We start from the raw sequence: 15,726 nt of genomic DNA on the forward strand, positions 1-15,726 counted from the left end.
TTACCACCTCTGAATTTCAGTGTATTCGTATGGTGTATCATGATGTTGTTGTGGATCATGATAATTTAAAGTGTATTGATTCCCAATATAAGGATTTAAAGCCCCCTCCACTTCACCCTTCCATTGTGAAGTAGATACAATAATAACTATTTGTTCAGATAAAGAATGAATTCCTCTTGCTACACGTTCTCTATGATCCGAGTCTAAAGCTCCGAAAGGTGAATCCATAACTAGAGGGTAAATTCCGCCTTCACTTATTAACTCGGTTGATTTCTTATGATGTTTCCGTGCGATATCTACAATTGCTCCAATAAAGGACAAGCTGGTAATTTGACGCTCTCCTTGTGATAAAGGTACTTTATCACCCATGTAACTTTGGACATTAATTTTAAAATCTTCAGTAAGGTTAATTTTAAATCCTTTTCTCAAGAAGTTATTATAAACTTCCTCAAGTTTTTCTTGTAAATCCTTTTTCACTTCTTCTTCTTTTAAGTTATATATTCTATTCATAACAGAAGTTAATTTTTCACATGTTTGCATTCTTTTTTTTGCTAACTGAGCCTTGTTTTGTATTTGCTCCTGTTCTCCAATCTTTTTGGTTAGCGATGCAATTTCGGATTCTAAATCTTTTATATGATCCTCTAAGACCCCTTGTTGCTTCAAATACTCATCAATATTAGATTGGTATTCCCTTCGGTTTTTTTCTAGGGATTGAACATCTTCATATTCTCTATTGCTTAAATCTGTACTAATTTCTACTAATTTATCCTCTGTATCACGTATGATTTCTTTTGTTTTATATTCACTCTTTTCAAGATCATGAAGGTCATTTAGAAATCTTTCTTTCGTATCAATGACGATCCCCATATCTCTTTTCAGAGTATTTAGTAAGAGAGAACGATTTTGAGGCCCTATCTTTGCTGCCAGTTCTTCTAAATGTGACTTGTGCTCATGAGTTATATTTTCTCCACATATACATACACCGTCTTGAATAATCGTATTGATTAATTCTTTTGATAAATCAGGATAGGTAGTGCTTTCCTGAATATCCATATCTGATAAGTGTTGATCAACCTTTGACTTTAATAAGTGTGCAGCAGCTAAATATGACTGTTTACTAACAGCTTTTCTAATTTTGTTTAATAACTCTGTATGCATGGCTTTTAGCTTTTCCAATTCTGTTTCTAAGTGCTTTCTTTCCTGTTGCTTTTCGCTAACTCCTTTAACCAAAGACAATTGCTCATCTACATCTTTTATTTGTTCTTTTCTTTTAATAATGTTTTTTTTCATTTGGTTAAGGCGTTCTTGTTTTTCATTCTGCTTTTCCTTAAGTGAATCTTGTTCCTCTAATAGGCGCTTTGTTTGTTCATCTGCAATATCTGCCCATTCTTTCTGAAACTCCCTACGAGCATCCTCGGTATGTTTTATTCCTCTCTCAATGATTTCGAGATCCATAACAATTTTTATTGCATCTCTAATTTCATTATTATCTTCATGACGAGAAAGATGATCTATGCGTTCCCCATCAAAGAAAAAGTAATTTCTCAAATCTTCAGGAAGTACTTGATTAATCTCTTCCGTTGGGTTGGATAAACCTTTCCACATCTCCCCATTAAAAAATTTCAATAAAACGTTATTTTCTATTTTTGTTAATTTATTTCCATACTTTATCCCACTTAAACTTCTCTTTAATATGTAATCAAACCCTTTTGACTCAAACTCTATTTCCACATACATTTCAAGCTTTCCGGCATCAGGGGTTGATTCAAAAGCATAGTTGTTAAATAATTTATGTGGATCAGGAAGATCGGTCTTATTATACAAGACCCAGTTAAATGAATTTAGTAGTGCAGTCTTTCCAGATCCATTTTCTCCATGAATTACTGTAACGTTTTTATCATCAATTGAAGAAAATTCCAAAACCTGTTTACCATAATATTGTCTAAAATTGCATAAACTGAGCTTCTTTATAATCACGACCTCACCCCCTGCTTAACGAAATTATATATATCTTTTTTAATAGAAGTCCCTTGTAATGACTTTCTATGAAGCAGTTCTTTTTCAGCTTTAACAATTTTCATAAAAATTTGTTGTTCATCTTCACTTAGTTCATCAAGTATCCGATACAAATCTTTTTCATTCATTTTTGACACCCCTTTTATACATCTAACAGATTAAATTCTTTCTTTAACTCCCATATTACCTCTTCTGCCTCAGGTCCATTTATTGCCAGATTAGAAAACTCTTTAAAACGGTGAAATTCTTTCTTTAGTTGATTTCTAACCATATTATAATATTCATCTTGAGCTGTTGAGATTTCCTCTAAATTTGGAGGGACGACTATAAAATCATGAATGACAGCATATTTTTTATCCGGGTGTTTCCTTAGAACTCTCCCTCTACGTTGTATGAATTCTTTAGGGTTTCCAGAACTAGCGATTAGATAGGCTGTCTTTGTTGCTGGTACATCAATTCCTTCATCTAAACATTTAATTGCAACTAATGCATCTGTCTCACCGTTTTCAAAAGCACTTAATAATTCTTCTCTTTCCATATTAGACTCTTTGGATGTAAATCGCTTAGCATTCATTTTAAATTCTGCACTAAGTAATTCGGTTATAGCATCAACTTGCCGTTGCTCTTGATATTGGCCATCTCCACAGTAGAACAATGAATGTGAACTACTTCCTCTTTCTTTTAAAAGGGCTGTCAATTCCTCTACTTTATTATGTGCAGAATATATGATTCGTGCACGTTTTAAAGCAAGTCGCTCCATCGACTCCTTTGCGTCACTATTAGTTTTAGATTGGTGATATAGCTTTTTAATTTTGTTTGTCAATTCAATATAGTCCTCAGTTTCTTCATCATTCAGGTATACTAGCCTAGGATAGTAATAATACTCCGTTAAGTAGCCTTCCTTTATAGCTTCTTTTAATGAAAACGAATACACTACTTCGTTTCCAAAATAAGACATTAATCGGTCCGTTCCTTCTTCATCCATCCACCTTGTAGGTGTAGCAGTTAGAGCCAGCCTATATTTGAAGTGGCTGGGCAATTTCGAATTTAAATTTTTCGCACCAAAATAATGAGCTTCGTCAACTATAATCAGCGTCTCTTCACTCATTCGTTTCAAACGCTCCTGCATTGGTTTTAGTGAAAAAGTAGCATTAGTTGTAACAGTTACTGTAATATCGGTTAATTCTTTCTTAAAGGCTCTCAAATTATCGTCTAAATAAGGGGTCCACTTTTTTGAATCCCCAAAAGCTTTAACAGGTCTTAAACCAAAGTTTCTACATTCCTTTATCCATTGAGTAGATAACTGGTTAAAAGGTGTAACAATTATAATATTTGTCCTTTTAGTTATTTCAAATAAATCTGCAGCTATTGCTAGTGCCGTTATTGTCTTACCAGTACCTGTAGCCATTTCCAACAAACCCTGTTGGCTGTTGTTATACCAACTTTGTATTGCAATCCTCTGGTACTCTCTTAAATTTATATATGTAGGCAACATAAAACCCATCAGATTCACCCCTATTTATACTACTATTTTATCAGAAAATGGCTACATTTGGCTAAACATTCTGTAGGATGGCTTGTCAGAGTTCTCCTAATGTTAGTAAAATAGATTTAGTGAACCTAATATAGTTAAGAGGAGCTGTACCATGCACTACACTGAAAAAATCCTTATTCATCAACTAGCTCAAAAATATAATTTAGACAAGGAACTGATTCACAAATTAATAAATGAATCAAAAAATAACTCTTATCAGGATATAAAAGAAAGCAAAAGAGTAGCAAATATAGAAAGTTTAATACATTTTTATATCAGTAAAGAAACTGAGGGTGTCTAACCATGAGATTAAAACAAATTGTTTTTGAAAATTACAAAACATATTACGGGTTACAAGAAATAGATTTAACAATTACCGAGGAAGATAAAAAGCACAATCGCAATGTTATCCTCTTAGGAGGATTAAATGGTGCTGGAAAAACCACTATACTTAAAGCTATTCGCTATATTCTTTTTGGACGACGAGGTATCACTAAGGTTGAATATGATCGCTTAATGGCAAACACAATAAATAACACTTATTTTGATGAGGGTGGTAGAGAATGCTTTATATCCTTAACACTTGAAATGGATACAGGTGAAGAATGGAAATTAAAGGTGAACTGGCTCTTTGATAAACAGAAGCAGTTAGTAGCTGAAGATCGTAGCATTGAGGTGAAAAAACCGGAGTCGATTACAAGAAAAAAGATGAACGTAACAGACCTAGCCTCATTCAATCGTTTTATAGATCGCATTATCCCCTATAATGCTGCTCCTTTCTTCATCTTCGATGGTGAAGAAATTAAAGATTTAATAACTAAACAAAACAGCTCTGAGATGAAAGAGGCTATTCATAAAATTACAGGTTTAGACAGCTATAAACTACTCTTAAATGACCTGGAATCCCTAGAATCTCAGTTATATAAAAAGCTATCATCAGCCACTAATAAAACCACTTTAGATCAGTACAAAAATGAATTAGATAAAACAGAAAAAGAAATAGATAAATATGAAAATTTCATACAAAAAACAAGAAAAGAAATACAAGAAATAGAAAATAGAATTACTGAAACCACGGAAAAGCGGAACGATAAAATATCCAAAAATTCTAGATCCAGGGAAAAGTTAGTAAGAAAACAGTCTGAAATCCAAACTAGATTAAAGCTTGAACAAGAAGAATTCGAAAAAAAATATAAAGAAAATATCCTTAGTATCATTCTATCTGATGAGATCAGTGAACTAAAAAAGGCAATTAAGTTAGAAAAAGGTGAACGAAACAAAAAAATATTACGAGAGAATTCTCTTGAGCCTTATAACGAATTTATAAATCAACTATTAAGTAAGGAAATCAATCCACCGTTAACAAATCTACAATTAACACAAATTAAATCAATTGGAGAGAAAATATGGCTTAACGAAGAGGAAAGTGTCAGTCATAAATCCAGAGAATTACATGATTTGTCTACTAAAGAGGAAAATACATTGATCAATATACCTATATTAAAGGCGGATCAATTAGTAAAGATGAAAACAGTAATATCAGACCTAGAAAACAAGTATGAACAATTAGAGTCCGAAATCCAATCTGCTCCTGAGTCTGTTGAAATTGATGAGGAAACAAAATTATTAGCCCAGCTCCAAGAACAAAAAGGTGTCTTGAATTCTAAAGTTAGAACAGCATTCAAAAAACTAACTCCCTTGAAGGAAAAATTAACGAACACGAGAAATAAATTAACTAGACTATCTGGAAATGACGTTTCTTCTGAAGATTTGAACACTAAACTTGATTACGTTAAACGTACCAAGAATTTTTCTGACGAATTTCTATTAAAAGCAACTAAGTTAAAAGCTGAAATGATTAGAGAAGAATTTGTAAAAATGCTAAAAAAACTAATTAGAAAAACGGATGAATTTGGAGAAGTAATATTTGACATCGAGAATTATTCTATTCGTTTGTATAACGAACGTGGGCAAGAAGTAAGTATTTTAGACCGTTCTGCAGGAGAAATGCAAATGATTTCATCTGCTTTAATATGGGCTCTTATTAAGGCATCAGATCTTGATTTACCTATGGTTATTGACACTCCACTTGGTCGACTAGATAGCATTCATAGAAACAGACTCATTGAAAATTATTACAAAGAATTATCTGATCAAGTTATTATTCTATCAACAGATACTGAAATTACTAAGGATTATGTTGATATGATGAAGAGTCACTCTGCTAAACAATATTTGTTAGATTACAATGAGGAACATAAATACACACTTATCAGAGAAGGCTATTTTGAACTTGTGGAGGTGAACTAATGGCGAATAAAAAAATGAACTTATCTTATGAAGGAAAGCAACTATTAGAGAATACAATAGATTCATTGGACTTGGAGCGAGCCACAGTTATAAAAATTGCCCTTGCCAAAGGAATTTCTGCAAAAGATGAAATTGAGTTTAATACTACTTCTACTCCTAAATGGACGATACCTGATGGATTAATCAAAGACACTGAATATCTTATGTTTAAACATCTAATCATTGAAAAAGAGAAAGAGACTTTGGACAATCTAGAGATTCAAAACTATTTTCTTAAATATATAGAAAAAGGAATAAGAATATTAAACATGAATATTATTAATAAAAACAGTTTAGAAGACACTCGCTTTGTAATAATTTAAACAATCTCCTGAAGAATAATAAATATTGTCCTTCAGGTTAATATTTATTATTCTTTCAGATTCTAAGGAAATCATCAGGTCCGTTTTATTAGATCGTATAGGTTTCGAGCAATAAAAATCCAGTCAATATTTATTTATTGACTGGATTTTATTGATTAATGTATTACTTTCTAAATTCACTAATGTCGACACTATTATTCACTCGACCTTCGTCCACTTACCATTCCCCCACGTTTGGAAACCACGATCAGATTCTTGGATCTCTACAATAGAAGAACCAGCAGGGTTATCATTCGCGATGATGGTATCAAGCTCTCCGCTTAACCCGCTCAAACGAGCCCAGTAGCCTCCTCCACTTTCACTCTTGTACGTCCCCGGTTCGATGTCTTTTCCAACCAGGTACGTACCATCACCGAAGCTGGTTTGTGTTTCAGGTGCATAGCTGTCATCAATCAACGTCCAGCTGCCTGTACCCTGAGTGCTGAAGGCGGTGTCGGATTCTTTCACTTCTACGTATTCCTGGCCTTGTGGGTTGCCATTCGCGATGATGTCGTCGAATTCACCGCTGAATCCTGCAAGGCGTTCCCAGTAGTACACGGATCCTTCTGATTTATAGAGGCCTGGTTCGATGTCCGTTCCGACTTCGTGCATGCCTGTAGATACTTTTACGGTATCATCTTCTGGAGGTGCTTCTTCTTCCTTCTCTTCCACGGCCGGTTCTTCGGTTTCCTCTTCAGCTGGTACTTCACTTTCGTCTGTTGAGATTTCTTCGGTCTCTGTGCTAGCCGCTTCCACTTCCTCGACTGGCGTCTCTTCCGGTTCTGCTTCTACCTGGTCCTGTTCTTCCCCTCCGCCTTGTGCTGCTGCGAAAACGACGAGGATCACGACTCCCCAGAACCACCATTTTTTGATGAAGCTTTTCTTTTGTTTTGCCATGTGTTTGTTCCTCCTTGATTTGTGTTAACTCAAGGATAACGGATGGGGTGATCAAAAATTTGCACTCCCAACACATGTTCTCTATTCATACTGCTTGGACATCTTTTGCACTTCTTCTTTCACTTGTGCGACGAGGTTTTCTGGTGAGACGACTTTCGCTTTGTGGCCCCAGGTTAGAATCCAGCCGATGAGCCCTATGCTCATTTTCGCCTTCGTCGATAGGAGGAACCGGTCGTCACTGATCGGTTTTATGGAGGCGTCTTTTCCGAAACGGTCGAGGACGACGTTCAGGAGACTTGCATCGAATTCGATTTTGATCCACGCATCCTCCCCTGCGAACATGTGGAAGCTTTGGTCGACGTATTCTTTGACGAGGAAATCCTGTTCCCGTTTGAAACGTTCTTCCGATATTTCGATGTTCCGCATCCGGTCCAGACGATAGTGGCGCATTTCCCCGTTTCCGCGGAACCTTCCGATCAGATAATAGAAATCGTTCTGCCAGATAAGGGCGTAAGGTTCGACATGATATGTATCGCCATCCCGGTGGTACTCGAATTCTTTGTCCATGTTGTATTTTCCGTACTGGTAACGGAGCACCTTCTGTTCTGAGATCGCCCTGTGGACATTGTCGATACTCAATTTGACGAGTTCATAATCGTCGTTCGCAGACTGGGAGTAGAGCAGCGGGTCCGGAAGTGTCTTCGCAATATGTCTACTCGTCAGCTGCTTGTTCCGTTCAATTAAATCCTTCTTCTCTTTTTCTGTGATGAACTTCGCGGAAAGGATGGCATCATTGATGAGCCGCAGCTGATAGGTCTCAAAGACGCGGTCCTGATAGCTGTAATACACTTTACCGAACCGTCCGGTATTACGGATGATTTCAATCCCTGCATCTTCGAGCACGTCCATATCCCGCTTGAGTGTACGGGCATCGAATTTCGCTTCCGGACCGAAGTAGAGCTTCAGTTTTTCACAGATTTCCTGGATGCTCAGTTCATGATGTTCATCCGTCTCTTCGAAAAGGATATCTCTCAGTTTGAGTGATCGTGTGTTGTTGTTCAATTCCATGATACGGCCTCCCCTATTTCGAATCTCCTTCCAGTATAATACAGGAAGCAGCCGGAATAAATGGAGTTTTCTTGATATGTATAGAACTGTAATGGATTGAACGGAGCTTGTCACAAATGGAATATTCTCTAGAAGATAATGCTTACGGTCATCTGAACAATGGTAGGCATTTTATTTTATGACTCACCGAATACAAATCAGGCGAACCGCCCGAACTCTTTCTCAAACCCCAACATCACTGTCCCCACCGGACCATTCCTCTGCTTCCTCAAAATAACCTCCACCACATCACTGCCTTCCTGCGAATAGTAATCATCGCGGTACAAGAAACTGATGACGTCAGCGTCCTGTTCGATGTTTCCGGATTCCCTCAAGTCCGACATCATCGGGCGTTTATCTTGACGCTGCTCGACACTACGGGAAAGCTGGGAGAGAAGGATGATCGGTATGTTGAGTTCTCGGGCGAGGAGTTTCAACTCGCGGGTGATGGCGCCGACTTCAAGTTCGCGCCGTTCATACCGGCCTTTGACGTTCATCAGCTGCAAATAATCGATGATGATGAGGTGATTTTGTTTGGAATCGCCAGCTACGGAGGCTCTGATTTTTGTGGTGATGTCCTGGACGGTTTGTTGGCGCTCGTGGATGGAGAGGTTCCACTCGGCGATTTCCCCTATGGCGTGGAAAGAACGTTTGTAATCTTCAGCGGAGAAACACATCGTACGCCATTTTTGACCATCAATGCGTGCTTCTGAAGAAATCATCCGCTGCAACAGCTGCTTGGATCCCATTTCCAGACTGAACAGGTCGACCGCTCCTCCGTTCTTGCAATGGTTCATGGCTATATTCAAGGCGAAGGCAGTCTTCCCCATCGAAGGCCGGGCGGCGACGATGATCAAATCGCCACGCTGCGCGCCACCGGTCATTTTGTCATAGTCTTCGAACCCTGTGGCTAAACCTGTCTGGACAGGTGATGAAATCATCTCGATGGCTATGTCACTGAGTTGTTCTTTCACCGTTTGCTCCTCCGATTCCTGGTCCTGATCCATCAGATGGAGCTGTTGCTTCAAGCCGAGCAGTGCATCAGCACTCGGGTTCTCTATGTACTTGATTGCCGACTGTCTCATTTGCTGGTTCGTGTATGATTCGACGAGGAGTTTTTCATAGAAGTGGAAGTTCTCGGTTGTCGGGACGGATTCGGCCAGCCCGAGCAAGTAGCTCACTCCGCCCACCTGTGCGATCTCTTCTCCGAGACTCGTGGTTACCGTCACCATATCCACCGGTGTTCCTGAGTCGTCCACCTGTTGCATCGCTAGGAAAATGCGTCGATGGTCGTATCGAGAGAAATGCTCAGGGGAGAGGGTTGTCTGCTTGATTTTCTCCCCGTCTACAATAAAAATACCTAACACGGCCTGTTCTGTCTGTAGATTATGACTCATGAGACTTCTCCTCTGCCAGTGAACGGAGTTTATCCATGAACCGCTGGCGGATCTCATCAGATACTTCGGCTGCTTCCGCCTCCCACACTTTCATCTGCTCCAAGTGACGGTTTTCCTCCGGTTCATAGACAGCGATTTCTCCGATGGTCGGCGGGAACGGACTGCGGACGGCGAAATCGGAAAGCTTGGCCATCACGCCTTGATAATCCATTTCCAAAAGTTTCGGAATCAACATATTCGCCACACGCTCGGTGATATCGAATTTCTGCGGATACAATTCACTGATCGTCTCGAGCACCTCGATGGCTTCTTCTCTATTCATGCCTGTACCTCCTCTCTCAACTTATCGAACACCGATTTGTTCTTTTCATGCTTTGAACCTGTCCTCTTTTTCTTGTGATTCTCCTGCGCACGTTCCGCCCCTTTCAGAGTGCGGACGCCTGCTTGCTGCCACTGTTTCAAAATGCCCTCACAATAGCTGAAGAAACGCTTGTTGCTCTCGACCGCAAGTTTCATCGATTGAATGACGAGTTCATCAGACATCTCTTCACACCACTGAGTGATTTTTTCTGCGATGAACGGCGACAACATCCCGATGTTGTTTTCGTAAAAAAGGTGGGGATTCTCAGCTGGCTTTTCTACTACTACTTCTTCTTTTTCTTTCGTTTCGTTTTGTTTAATTAATGTGTTCGACTTCCCGCTATCACTGCCGTTCGACTTGCCGCCACTACTCTCATCCACACTGTCGTTCTCGCTTTCCATTTCTTCATATAATGGATTGATCCGATAGATGGGGGCCTGGTTGCCTGGTCTCGAAGTGAACGTCACATACCCTTTCTCCACCAGTTCCTTGCGTGCTTTCCGAATGCTGCTCTCGCTCAAGTTGGATTTCAGACAAAGGACGGTCATTGAAGCCGTAAATTCTTTTTTCCAACGGGATTTGTTATTCACATGCATGAGGCTGTGCCAAAGGTTGATGGCGGCAGAAGTTAGAGGGTTGAATTCCTGGTGATCGTAGAAGGCGTTGATCGCTTTGATATAGTTCATTTGGATTCTCCTATTCTTATGGAAAGATGGAGGATTTGTGCATAGAAAAACACTTCCTCAATTCTATAATCGAAGGAAGTGTGTGTTTGGTGTCTATGAATTTGAAAGTTTTTTTATTTTTTTGAAGAGATCTGTTTTTTCAAGAGTTTGTTGTTGGTATGAAAAGGATTCTTTCTTTTAAAAAGGGATTGGATTTAAGTCTCTTTTCAAGTATAAAGGGTGTCTTGGATGTTTCCCGTTAGCTGTTTTCTTAATACAATGAGGTTCATACTGAGATAAAATAACTTGAACTTCCTTATCCCTGTTTTTTATCGAACAATGGTTTTCTCCCCATGCAAAAACCAATAATTCCGAATCATAAGCAGCCTCCAAGATGTAACGATCGTTTTCGTCTCCGATTGGATTGGGATGGCTTCTCAGGTAATCTGGATTTTTCGATCGAAGGGCAAATAGGTTTACGACATTCATTCTTCCATACCTCCACGACCTGGAAAACCCCACACATCTATTGATCGTTCGATCACAGACATTTATATCTGCATAACTAGGGTTTAACATGACAAAGGTGACCCCTTCTCTATGAACATCCCATTCACATTTCAAAAGATACCTGTAATCTTCCCTTTCATCCATGACTGCATGTACCTTTTCGTCAGCATGCCAATACCTGCCCCCTGATGGTAAAGACATTTCTTCACTCCCTTTTTCTCATTGTATTCAATAAAATTGCATCATTACCTTCCTGTTGCAGGAAAAAAACCTTTTCAATTTGTCCCTATTAGATATAAGTAGAATCAGAGAGATTTCCTCCATGGTACCTCCTCACTAAAATGTTCTCACTCAGATTGATCCATTTTTAAAAGTAAGGTTCTGTTAAAGTTCAGTGTTGATATTTGCAGCAACGGATGGAAGTGTCAATGAATGATAGGATGGTAAAAAGAAATTTATTTCCAAGTGTCGAAACCTTTAAATGATCTACATTCACGATCCACCCATTGAAACTTGTTGGATTATGATTTCGAAACGGAGTCTTTAGCTAATTGGCAGGATTGTTGAAGACTTGATTTCGAGACTTCTGTGTTGTGGATAGGGGCTGCGGGGAATGACTCGCTTTCCCCGGAGGCGCGGTGAGCCTCCTCGGACTACGTCCTCCGGGGTCTCACCAAGCACTCGCTTCCTCGTAGATATCCGGTTTCTGCGCCTAGCGGCTAGTGAGACTTCCCTCGCTTCTGTACGAGGCGCCTGCACACTTAAGATAGGAGTCTCGCCATTCCCCTCCGCCCCTTTGCCATGGCAGATTCTCTAAATCACTACTGGAACAATCAGCTTGAATGACTGATGTTAGTAGATCATATAACCTCTCCACAGCAGGCATTCAAAATTTACAAGCTTGATACAGAGCACTTTATGCCTGCCTTAATATGGGGAAGAGGGAACAATTCCTCTAGGTATAGGGGGCGTTTCTCCTCACTATGAAAGGGATGGTTGGGAAGCTGCGAGACTCCCGCGGGAATGGATGGGCTGGCGAGACCCCACAGGACGAAGTCCGAGGAGGCTTGCCGCCATCCCCGCAGGAAAGCGAGTGGCTTCCCTGCCACCCCTGACGCTCAACCAGGCAATAAAACCCCAGAACATCTCGAAACTGAGTCTTCCACAAACGGGAGCTTTCGTTGAATAAGCTAACTATAAAAATGAAGAACCTCCATAACATTGGACGTTCTTTTTTTTGGAGTAATATCAAAACTAAACTTTAAAAGAGCCAAAAGTAAAGAAGAGAAATGGTTGAATAGATACTTAAATTTGTTAAAATAATGGTATTATTTTCTTTTTAATGGGTACATAGAACCTGAAAGAACTACTAAAGAAAAGGAGAGAAATTATGCAGCGTACATGGAAAAGCTCGCTTTGGGTTATGCTGATCGTTATCGTTTTAACTGGGTGCGGTTCATCGGATGATACATCAGCAGGTACTTCGAGTGAAAACAACACCTCACAGAATGAGTCCAGCGACGAAGGTTCCTCCAACTCTACGGATACGGAGAACTCGGAAACGTCTAAAGACAGCAAAGATAAAACGGAGGAATCAGAAACATCCGAAGGCAGTAGTGATGATAAAGATGTATATGAAGCTTCTGGAGACAATGACGAAGAACATCCATCCACCGGCAATATGTTGGATAAAGAAAAAGTGATCAAATACAAGGATGGTTCTATTTTGATTACGATTAACAACGCTGAGCTCACCACATTTTTTGAATCTTCCAATGCAGACCCGGAGAACTCTTTTTCCAACAGAGAAATCACCAATGATTCTGAAGTCTTCTTTCATCTGACCGGAACGATTAAAAATGATACATCAGACAGCTTTTCTTTTGGACATAAACTGGCCCCTGTGGGTTTCACGCTTACTTATGATGATGAACACGAATTCGATATGACCGGCACGACAGAGGAAAAAGACGGCAGTGAGTTCAAAGGAACATCCTCAGTGGATGCTTTGACCACAGGTAAAATACATGTGTATGCCAAAGTACCAAAACCCGTGTCAGAAACCGATAAACCATTGGTTCTCCACGTACGTGTGGAGGAAGAAACCATCGATATTCCTATACGTTAAAGAAAGAGAGGTCTAAATATTGACCTCTCTTTCTTCATTCTTAAAAAAAATACACCTGTGACATTCCTTGTGCCTTTCGCTATCCATTATGTTAGCTCCAGTGAAAACTCCCCCTCCATCTACAAAAGGGGTCTATAAGGAGAATTATCAGGATTACTCACTCTTTTGAAAAGAAAAAGCCTAAGACTAAAAAGAGCCTTAAGCTTTCATAAAATCAAGTGTAAACGTTTTGCTTCAACTCTCTTCTCCGCTGATGCAGAATCGGTTCGGTATAACCGTTCGGCTGTTTGGGCCCTTCAAAAATCAGGTCTCTCGCAGCCTGATAAGCAATCGATTGATCATAATCAGGAGCCATCGGTCTATACTCGGGATCATGAGCATTTTGTCCATCTACGACCTTGGCCATCTTTCTCAAGGTTTGTTCCACCTGTTCTTCGGTGACAATCCCATGATGCAGCCAGTTGGACATATGCTGGCTGGATATTCTTAGTGTCGCACGGTCTTCCATCAAGCCGATGTTGTTGATATCAGGGACTTTGGAACAACCGACGCCATGGTTCACCCAGCGTACGACATATCCGAGGATTCCCTGAGCATTGTTTTCAAGTTCCTGCTGAATTTCTTCCTCACTCCAATTGGTCGAAGAGGCGACAGGCACTTGAAGGATGTCGTCGATGTTGTCCGTGATATTCTCAAGGATTTTCTCCTGTATCGCTTTTACATTGATCTCATGGTAATGAAGCGCATGGAGGGAGGCTGCCGTTGGAGATGGTACCCAGGCGGTGTTCGCTCCTGCTTTCAACTGACTTCCTTTTTGCTCCATCATGTTGTGCATCAACTCAGGCATCGCCCACATCCCTTTTCCGATTTGAGCTTTGCCTACGAGTCCGGTTTCGATTCCTACATGGACATTGGACTGTTCATACGCCTGCAGCCACGTGGACGTTTTCATTTCCTGCTTGCGAATCATCGCTCCCGCTTCCATGGAGGTATGGATTTCATCCCCTGTCCGATCAAGGAAGCCGGTGTTGATGAAGACGATCCGCTCTTTCACTTCATGGATGCAGTTCTTCAGATTCAAGGTCGTCCGGCGTTCTTCATCCATCACCCCGATTTTAATCGTATGGCGTTGTAGTCCGAGCATGTCTTCAATCTTATTGAAAAGGGTATTCGCAAAAGCCACTTCTTTTGAACCGTGCATTTTCGGTTTGACGATGTAGATGGATCCTTCAACAGAGTTCTGGTATTTCCCATTTTGAAGCAGGTCATGCTTACCTAAGAGAGAGGTCACGACACCATCGACGATCCCTTCCGGCACTTCGTCTCCGTTTTTATCCAAAATCGCAGGGGTTGTCATCAAGTGGCCGACATTGCGGATGAACATCAGGGAACGCCCCTTGAGAACCCTTTCGCCGCCTTCAGGGGTGGTGTAACTGCGATCAGGCTGGAGGTGACGGGTCACTTCTTTGCCCCCTTTGTTGAAGGAAGCGGTCAAGTCGCCTTTCATGAGACCAAGCAAATTTCGATAGAGGAGCACCTTGTCCTCGGCATCGACGGCTGCGACGGAATCCTCACAGTCCATGATCGTCGTAGTCGCGGATTCAACGAGCACATCTTTCACTCCAGCCGGATCTTCCTTACCTATTGGGTGATTCGGATCCAGTTGAATTTCTACATGCAGCCCATGATTTTCAAGCAGGATGGCAGAAGGATCTTCAGGAACACCCTGGTACCCTTTGAACTTCCCAGGATCGACCAATGTTCTCTCTGAGCCATCGTTGAGTGTTGCACTCAGCTCTCCTCCCGTCACCTTGTATGTAACCACATCTTTATGGGAGGTTTCTGCCAAAGGAGCGACCCGGTCCAGGAAATCCTTGGCATACGTGACGACTTTCTTTCCTCTTACCGGGTTATAGTGACTTCCCTGCTCCGCTCCATCATCTTCACTGATGACATCTGTTCCATACAACGCATCATAAAGACTTCCGAACCTTGCATTGGCTGCATTCAGTGCATAGCGGGCATTATCGACTGGAACAACTAATTGAGGGCCTGCCTGGTAAGCGATTTCGTGATCAACATTTTCCGTCGTGACCTTGAAGTCATCCACTTTCGGTTCAAGGTAGCCGATTTCCTCGAGAAACCCTTTATACTCTTCAAATTCATAACCAGCGTTATTGTTTTTGTACCACGTATCCAGCTGGTTTTGAATAGCATCGCGCTCTCCCAGCAGCAATCGGTTGACTGGCGTCCATTCATACAGCAAAGTTTCAAAATCACTCCAAAATTGTTCATCCGCCACCCCACTCTCTGGAAGAGCTTCAGATACAATGAATTCATACAAGGCTTGATCTACGTTCAAATTACCGATTTTCACATATTGACTCATGAGTCCTTCCT

The 15,726-nt window shown here is 40.6% G+C and carries 14 protein-coding genes; 4 read left to right on the forward strand and 10 right to left on the reverse strand.

What is annotated here, in order from left to right:
* Genes ACXADE_RS11185 through ACXADE_RS11195 form a run of 3 tightly spaced genes read right to left on the reverse strand, consistent with a single transcriptional unit; the run spans position 1 to position 3,520 of the window.
* Entirely contained in the window at positions 1-1,977 is a 1,977-nt protein-coding gene (locus ACXADE_RS11185) for an AAA family ATPase (RefSeq protein ID WP_474980548.1), read from the reverse strand.
* On the reverse strand, positions 1,974-2,144 hold the full coding sequence (locus ACXADE_RS11190; RefSeq protein WP_160839918.1) for a hypothetical protein: 171 nt from the start codon (positions 2,142-2,144) through the stop codon (positions 1,974-1,976). The genes ACXADE_RS11185 and ACXADE_RS11190 overlap by 4 nt, the downstream gene beginning before the upstream one ends.
* A gap of 14 nt (positions 2,145-2,158) precedes the next feature.
* On the reverse strand, positions 2,159-3,520 hold the full coding sequence (locus tag ACXADE_RS11195; protein WP_474980549.1) for a DEAD/DEAH box helicase family protein: 1,362 nt from the start codon (positions 3,518-3,520) through the stop codon (positions 2,159-2,161).
* Positions 3,521-3,662: 142 nt separating this feature from the next.
* Here ACXADE_RS11195 and ACXADE_RS11200 point away from each other — a divergent pair, with 142 nt between their 5' ends.
* The 3 genes from ACXADE_RS11200 to ACXADE_RS11210 are packed head-to-tail and all read left to right on the forward strand — an operon-like array spanning position 3,663 to position 6,222.
* A complete protein-coding gene (locus ACXADE_RS11200; RefSeq protein WP_474980550.1) occupies positions 3,663-3,851 on the forward strand; it encodes a hypothetical protein in 189 nt (62 codons plus the stop codon).
* 2 nt (positions 3,852-3,853) lie between these two features.
* Entirely contained in the window at positions 3,854-5,860 is a 2,007-nt protein-coding gene (dndD, locus tag ACXADE_RS11205; RefSeq protein WP_474980551.1) for a DNA sulfur modification protein DndD, read from the forward strand.
* A complete protein-coding gene (locus tag ACXADE_RS11210) occupies positions 5,860-6,222 on the forward strand; it encodes a hypothetical protein (protein ID WP_474980552.1) in 363 nt (120 codons plus the stop codon). The genes dndD and ACXADE_RS11210 overlap by 1 nt, the downstream gene beginning before the upstream one ends.
* A gap of 198 nt (positions 6,223-6,420) precedes the next feature.
* On the opposite strand, the gene ACXADE_RS11215 is transcribed toward ACXADE_RS11210, so the two are convergent.
* The 6 genes from ACXADE_RS11215 to ACXADE_RS11240 form a co-directional block, all read right to left on the reverse strand.
* Positions 6,421-7,158: a hypothetical protein gene (locus ACXADE_RS11215; protein WP_474980553.1), complete on the reverse strand. Its 738-nt coding sequence runs from the start codon at positions 7,156-7,158 to the stop codon at positions 6,421-6,423.
* A gap of 81 nt (positions 7,159-7,239) precedes the next feature.
* Positions 7,240-8,226, reverse strand: coding sequence for a helix-turn-helix transcriptional regulator (locus tag ACXADE_RS11220; protein ID WP_474980554.1), 987 nt, complete (start codon positions 8,224-8,226; stop codon positions 7,240-7,242).
* Between the two features lie 197 nt (positions 8,227-8,423).
* Positions 8,424-9,662, reverse strand: a complete 1,239-nt coding sequence (gene dnaB / locus ACXADE_RS11225) for a replicative DNA helicase (RefSeq protein WP_474980555.1) — start codon at positions 9,660-9,662, stop codon at positions 8,424-8,426.
* A complete protein-coding gene (locus ACXADE_RS11230; protein ID WP_474980556.1) occupies positions 9,652-9,984 on the reverse strand; it encodes a hypothetical protein in 333 nt (110 codons plus the stop codon). The genes dnaB and ACXADE_RS11230 overlap by 11 nt, the downstream gene beginning before the upstream one ends.
* Positions 9,981-10,709 (reverse strand): DnaD domain protein, encoded by a 729-nt coding sequence (locus ACXADE_RS11235; RefSeq protein WP_474980557.1) that lies wholly within the window; start codon positions 10,707-10,709, stop codon positions 9,981-9,983. The genes ACXADE_RS11230 and ACXADE_RS11235 overlap by 4 nt, the downstream gene beginning before the upstream one ends.
* 177 nt (positions 10,710-10,886) lie before the next feature.
* Positions 10,887-11,399 (reverse strand): DUF1643 domain-containing protein, encoded by a 513-nt coding sequence (locus ACXADE_RS11240; protein WP_474980558.1) that lies wholly within the window; start codon positions 11,397-11,399, stop codon positions 10,887-10,889.
* A gap of 1,189 nt (positions 11,400-12,588) precedes the next feature.
* On the opposite strand from ACXADE_RS11240, the gene ACXADE_RS11245 reads away from it, so the two are divergent.
* Positions 12,589-13,326 (forward strand): hypothetical protein, encoded by a 738-nt coding sequence (locus tag ACXADE_RS11245; protein WP_474980559.1) that lies wholly within the window; start codon positions 12,589-12,591, stop codon positions 13,324-13,326.
* Between the two features lie 214 nt (positions 13,327-13,540).
* Here the strand turns inward: ACXADE_RS11245 and ACXADE_RS11250 are convergent, their stop codons facing one another.
* Positions 13,541-15,715, reverse strand: a complete 2,175-nt coding sequence (locus tag ACXADE_RS11250; protein ID WP_474980560.1) for a malate synthase G — start codon at positions 15,713-15,715, stop codon at positions 13,541-13,543.
* Positions 15,716-15,726 lie beyond the last annotated feature (11 nt).

The sequence above is a fragment of the Halobacillus sp. ABR2_026 genome, assembly GCF_056158545.1.

Excerpts from the sequence above, each read along its gene's own strand:
- ACXADE_RS11215 (WP_474980553.1), bottom strand. The coding sequence starts at position 7,158 with ATGGCAAAACAAAAGAAAAGCTTCATCAAAAAATGGTGGTTCTGGGGA.
- ACXADE_RS11195 (WP_474980549.1), bottom strand. The coding sequence starts at position 3,520 with ATGGGTTTTATGTTGCCTACATATATAAATTTAAGAGAGTACCAGAGG.
- ACXADE_RS11190 (WP_160839918.1), bottom strand. The coding sequence starts at position 2,144 with ATGAATGAAAAAGATTTGTATCGGATACTTGATGAACTAAGTGAAGAT.
- ACXADE_RS11200 (WP_474980550.1), top strand. The coding sequence starts at position 3,663 with ATGCACTACACTGAAAAAATCCTTATTCATCAACTAGCTCAAAAATAT.
- ACXADE_RS11250 (WP_474980560.1), bottom strand. The coding sequence starts at position 15,715 with ATGAGTCAATATGTGAAAATCGGTAATTTGAACGTAGATCAAGCCTTG.
- ACXADE_RS11210 (WP_474980552.1), top strand. The coding sequence starts at position 5,860 with ATGGCGAATAAAAAAATGAACTTATCTTATGAAGGAAAGCAACTATTA.
- ACXADE_RS11230 (WP_474980556.1), bottom strand. The coding sequence starts at position 9,984 with ATGAATAGAGAAGAAGCCATCGAGGTGCTCGAGACGATCAGTGAATTG.
- dndD (WP_474980551.1), top strand. The coding sequence starts at position 3,854 with ATGAGATTAAAACAAATTGTTTTTGAAAATTACAAAACATATTACGGG.
- dnaB (WP_474980555.1), bottom strand. The coding sequence starts at position 9,662 with ATGAGTCATAATCTACAGACAGAACAGGCCGTGTTAGGTATTTTTATT.
- ACXADE_RS11235 (WP_474980557.1), bottom strand. The coding sequence starts at position 10,709 with ATGAACTATATCAAAGCGATCAACGCCTTCTACGATCACCAGGAATTC.
- ACXADE_RS11240 (WP_474980558.1), bottom strand. The coding sequence starts at position 11,399 with ATGTCTTTACCATCAGGGGGCAGGTATTGGCATGCTGACGAAAAGGTA.
- ACXADE_RS11220 (WP_474980554.1), bottom strand. The coding sequence starts at position 8,226 with ATGGAATTGAACAACAACACACGATCACTCAAACTGAGAGATATCCTT.
- ACXADE_RS11245 (WP_474980559.1), top strand. The coding sequence starts at position 12,589 with ATGCAGCGTACATGGAAAAGCTCGCTTTGGGTTATGCTGATCGTTATC.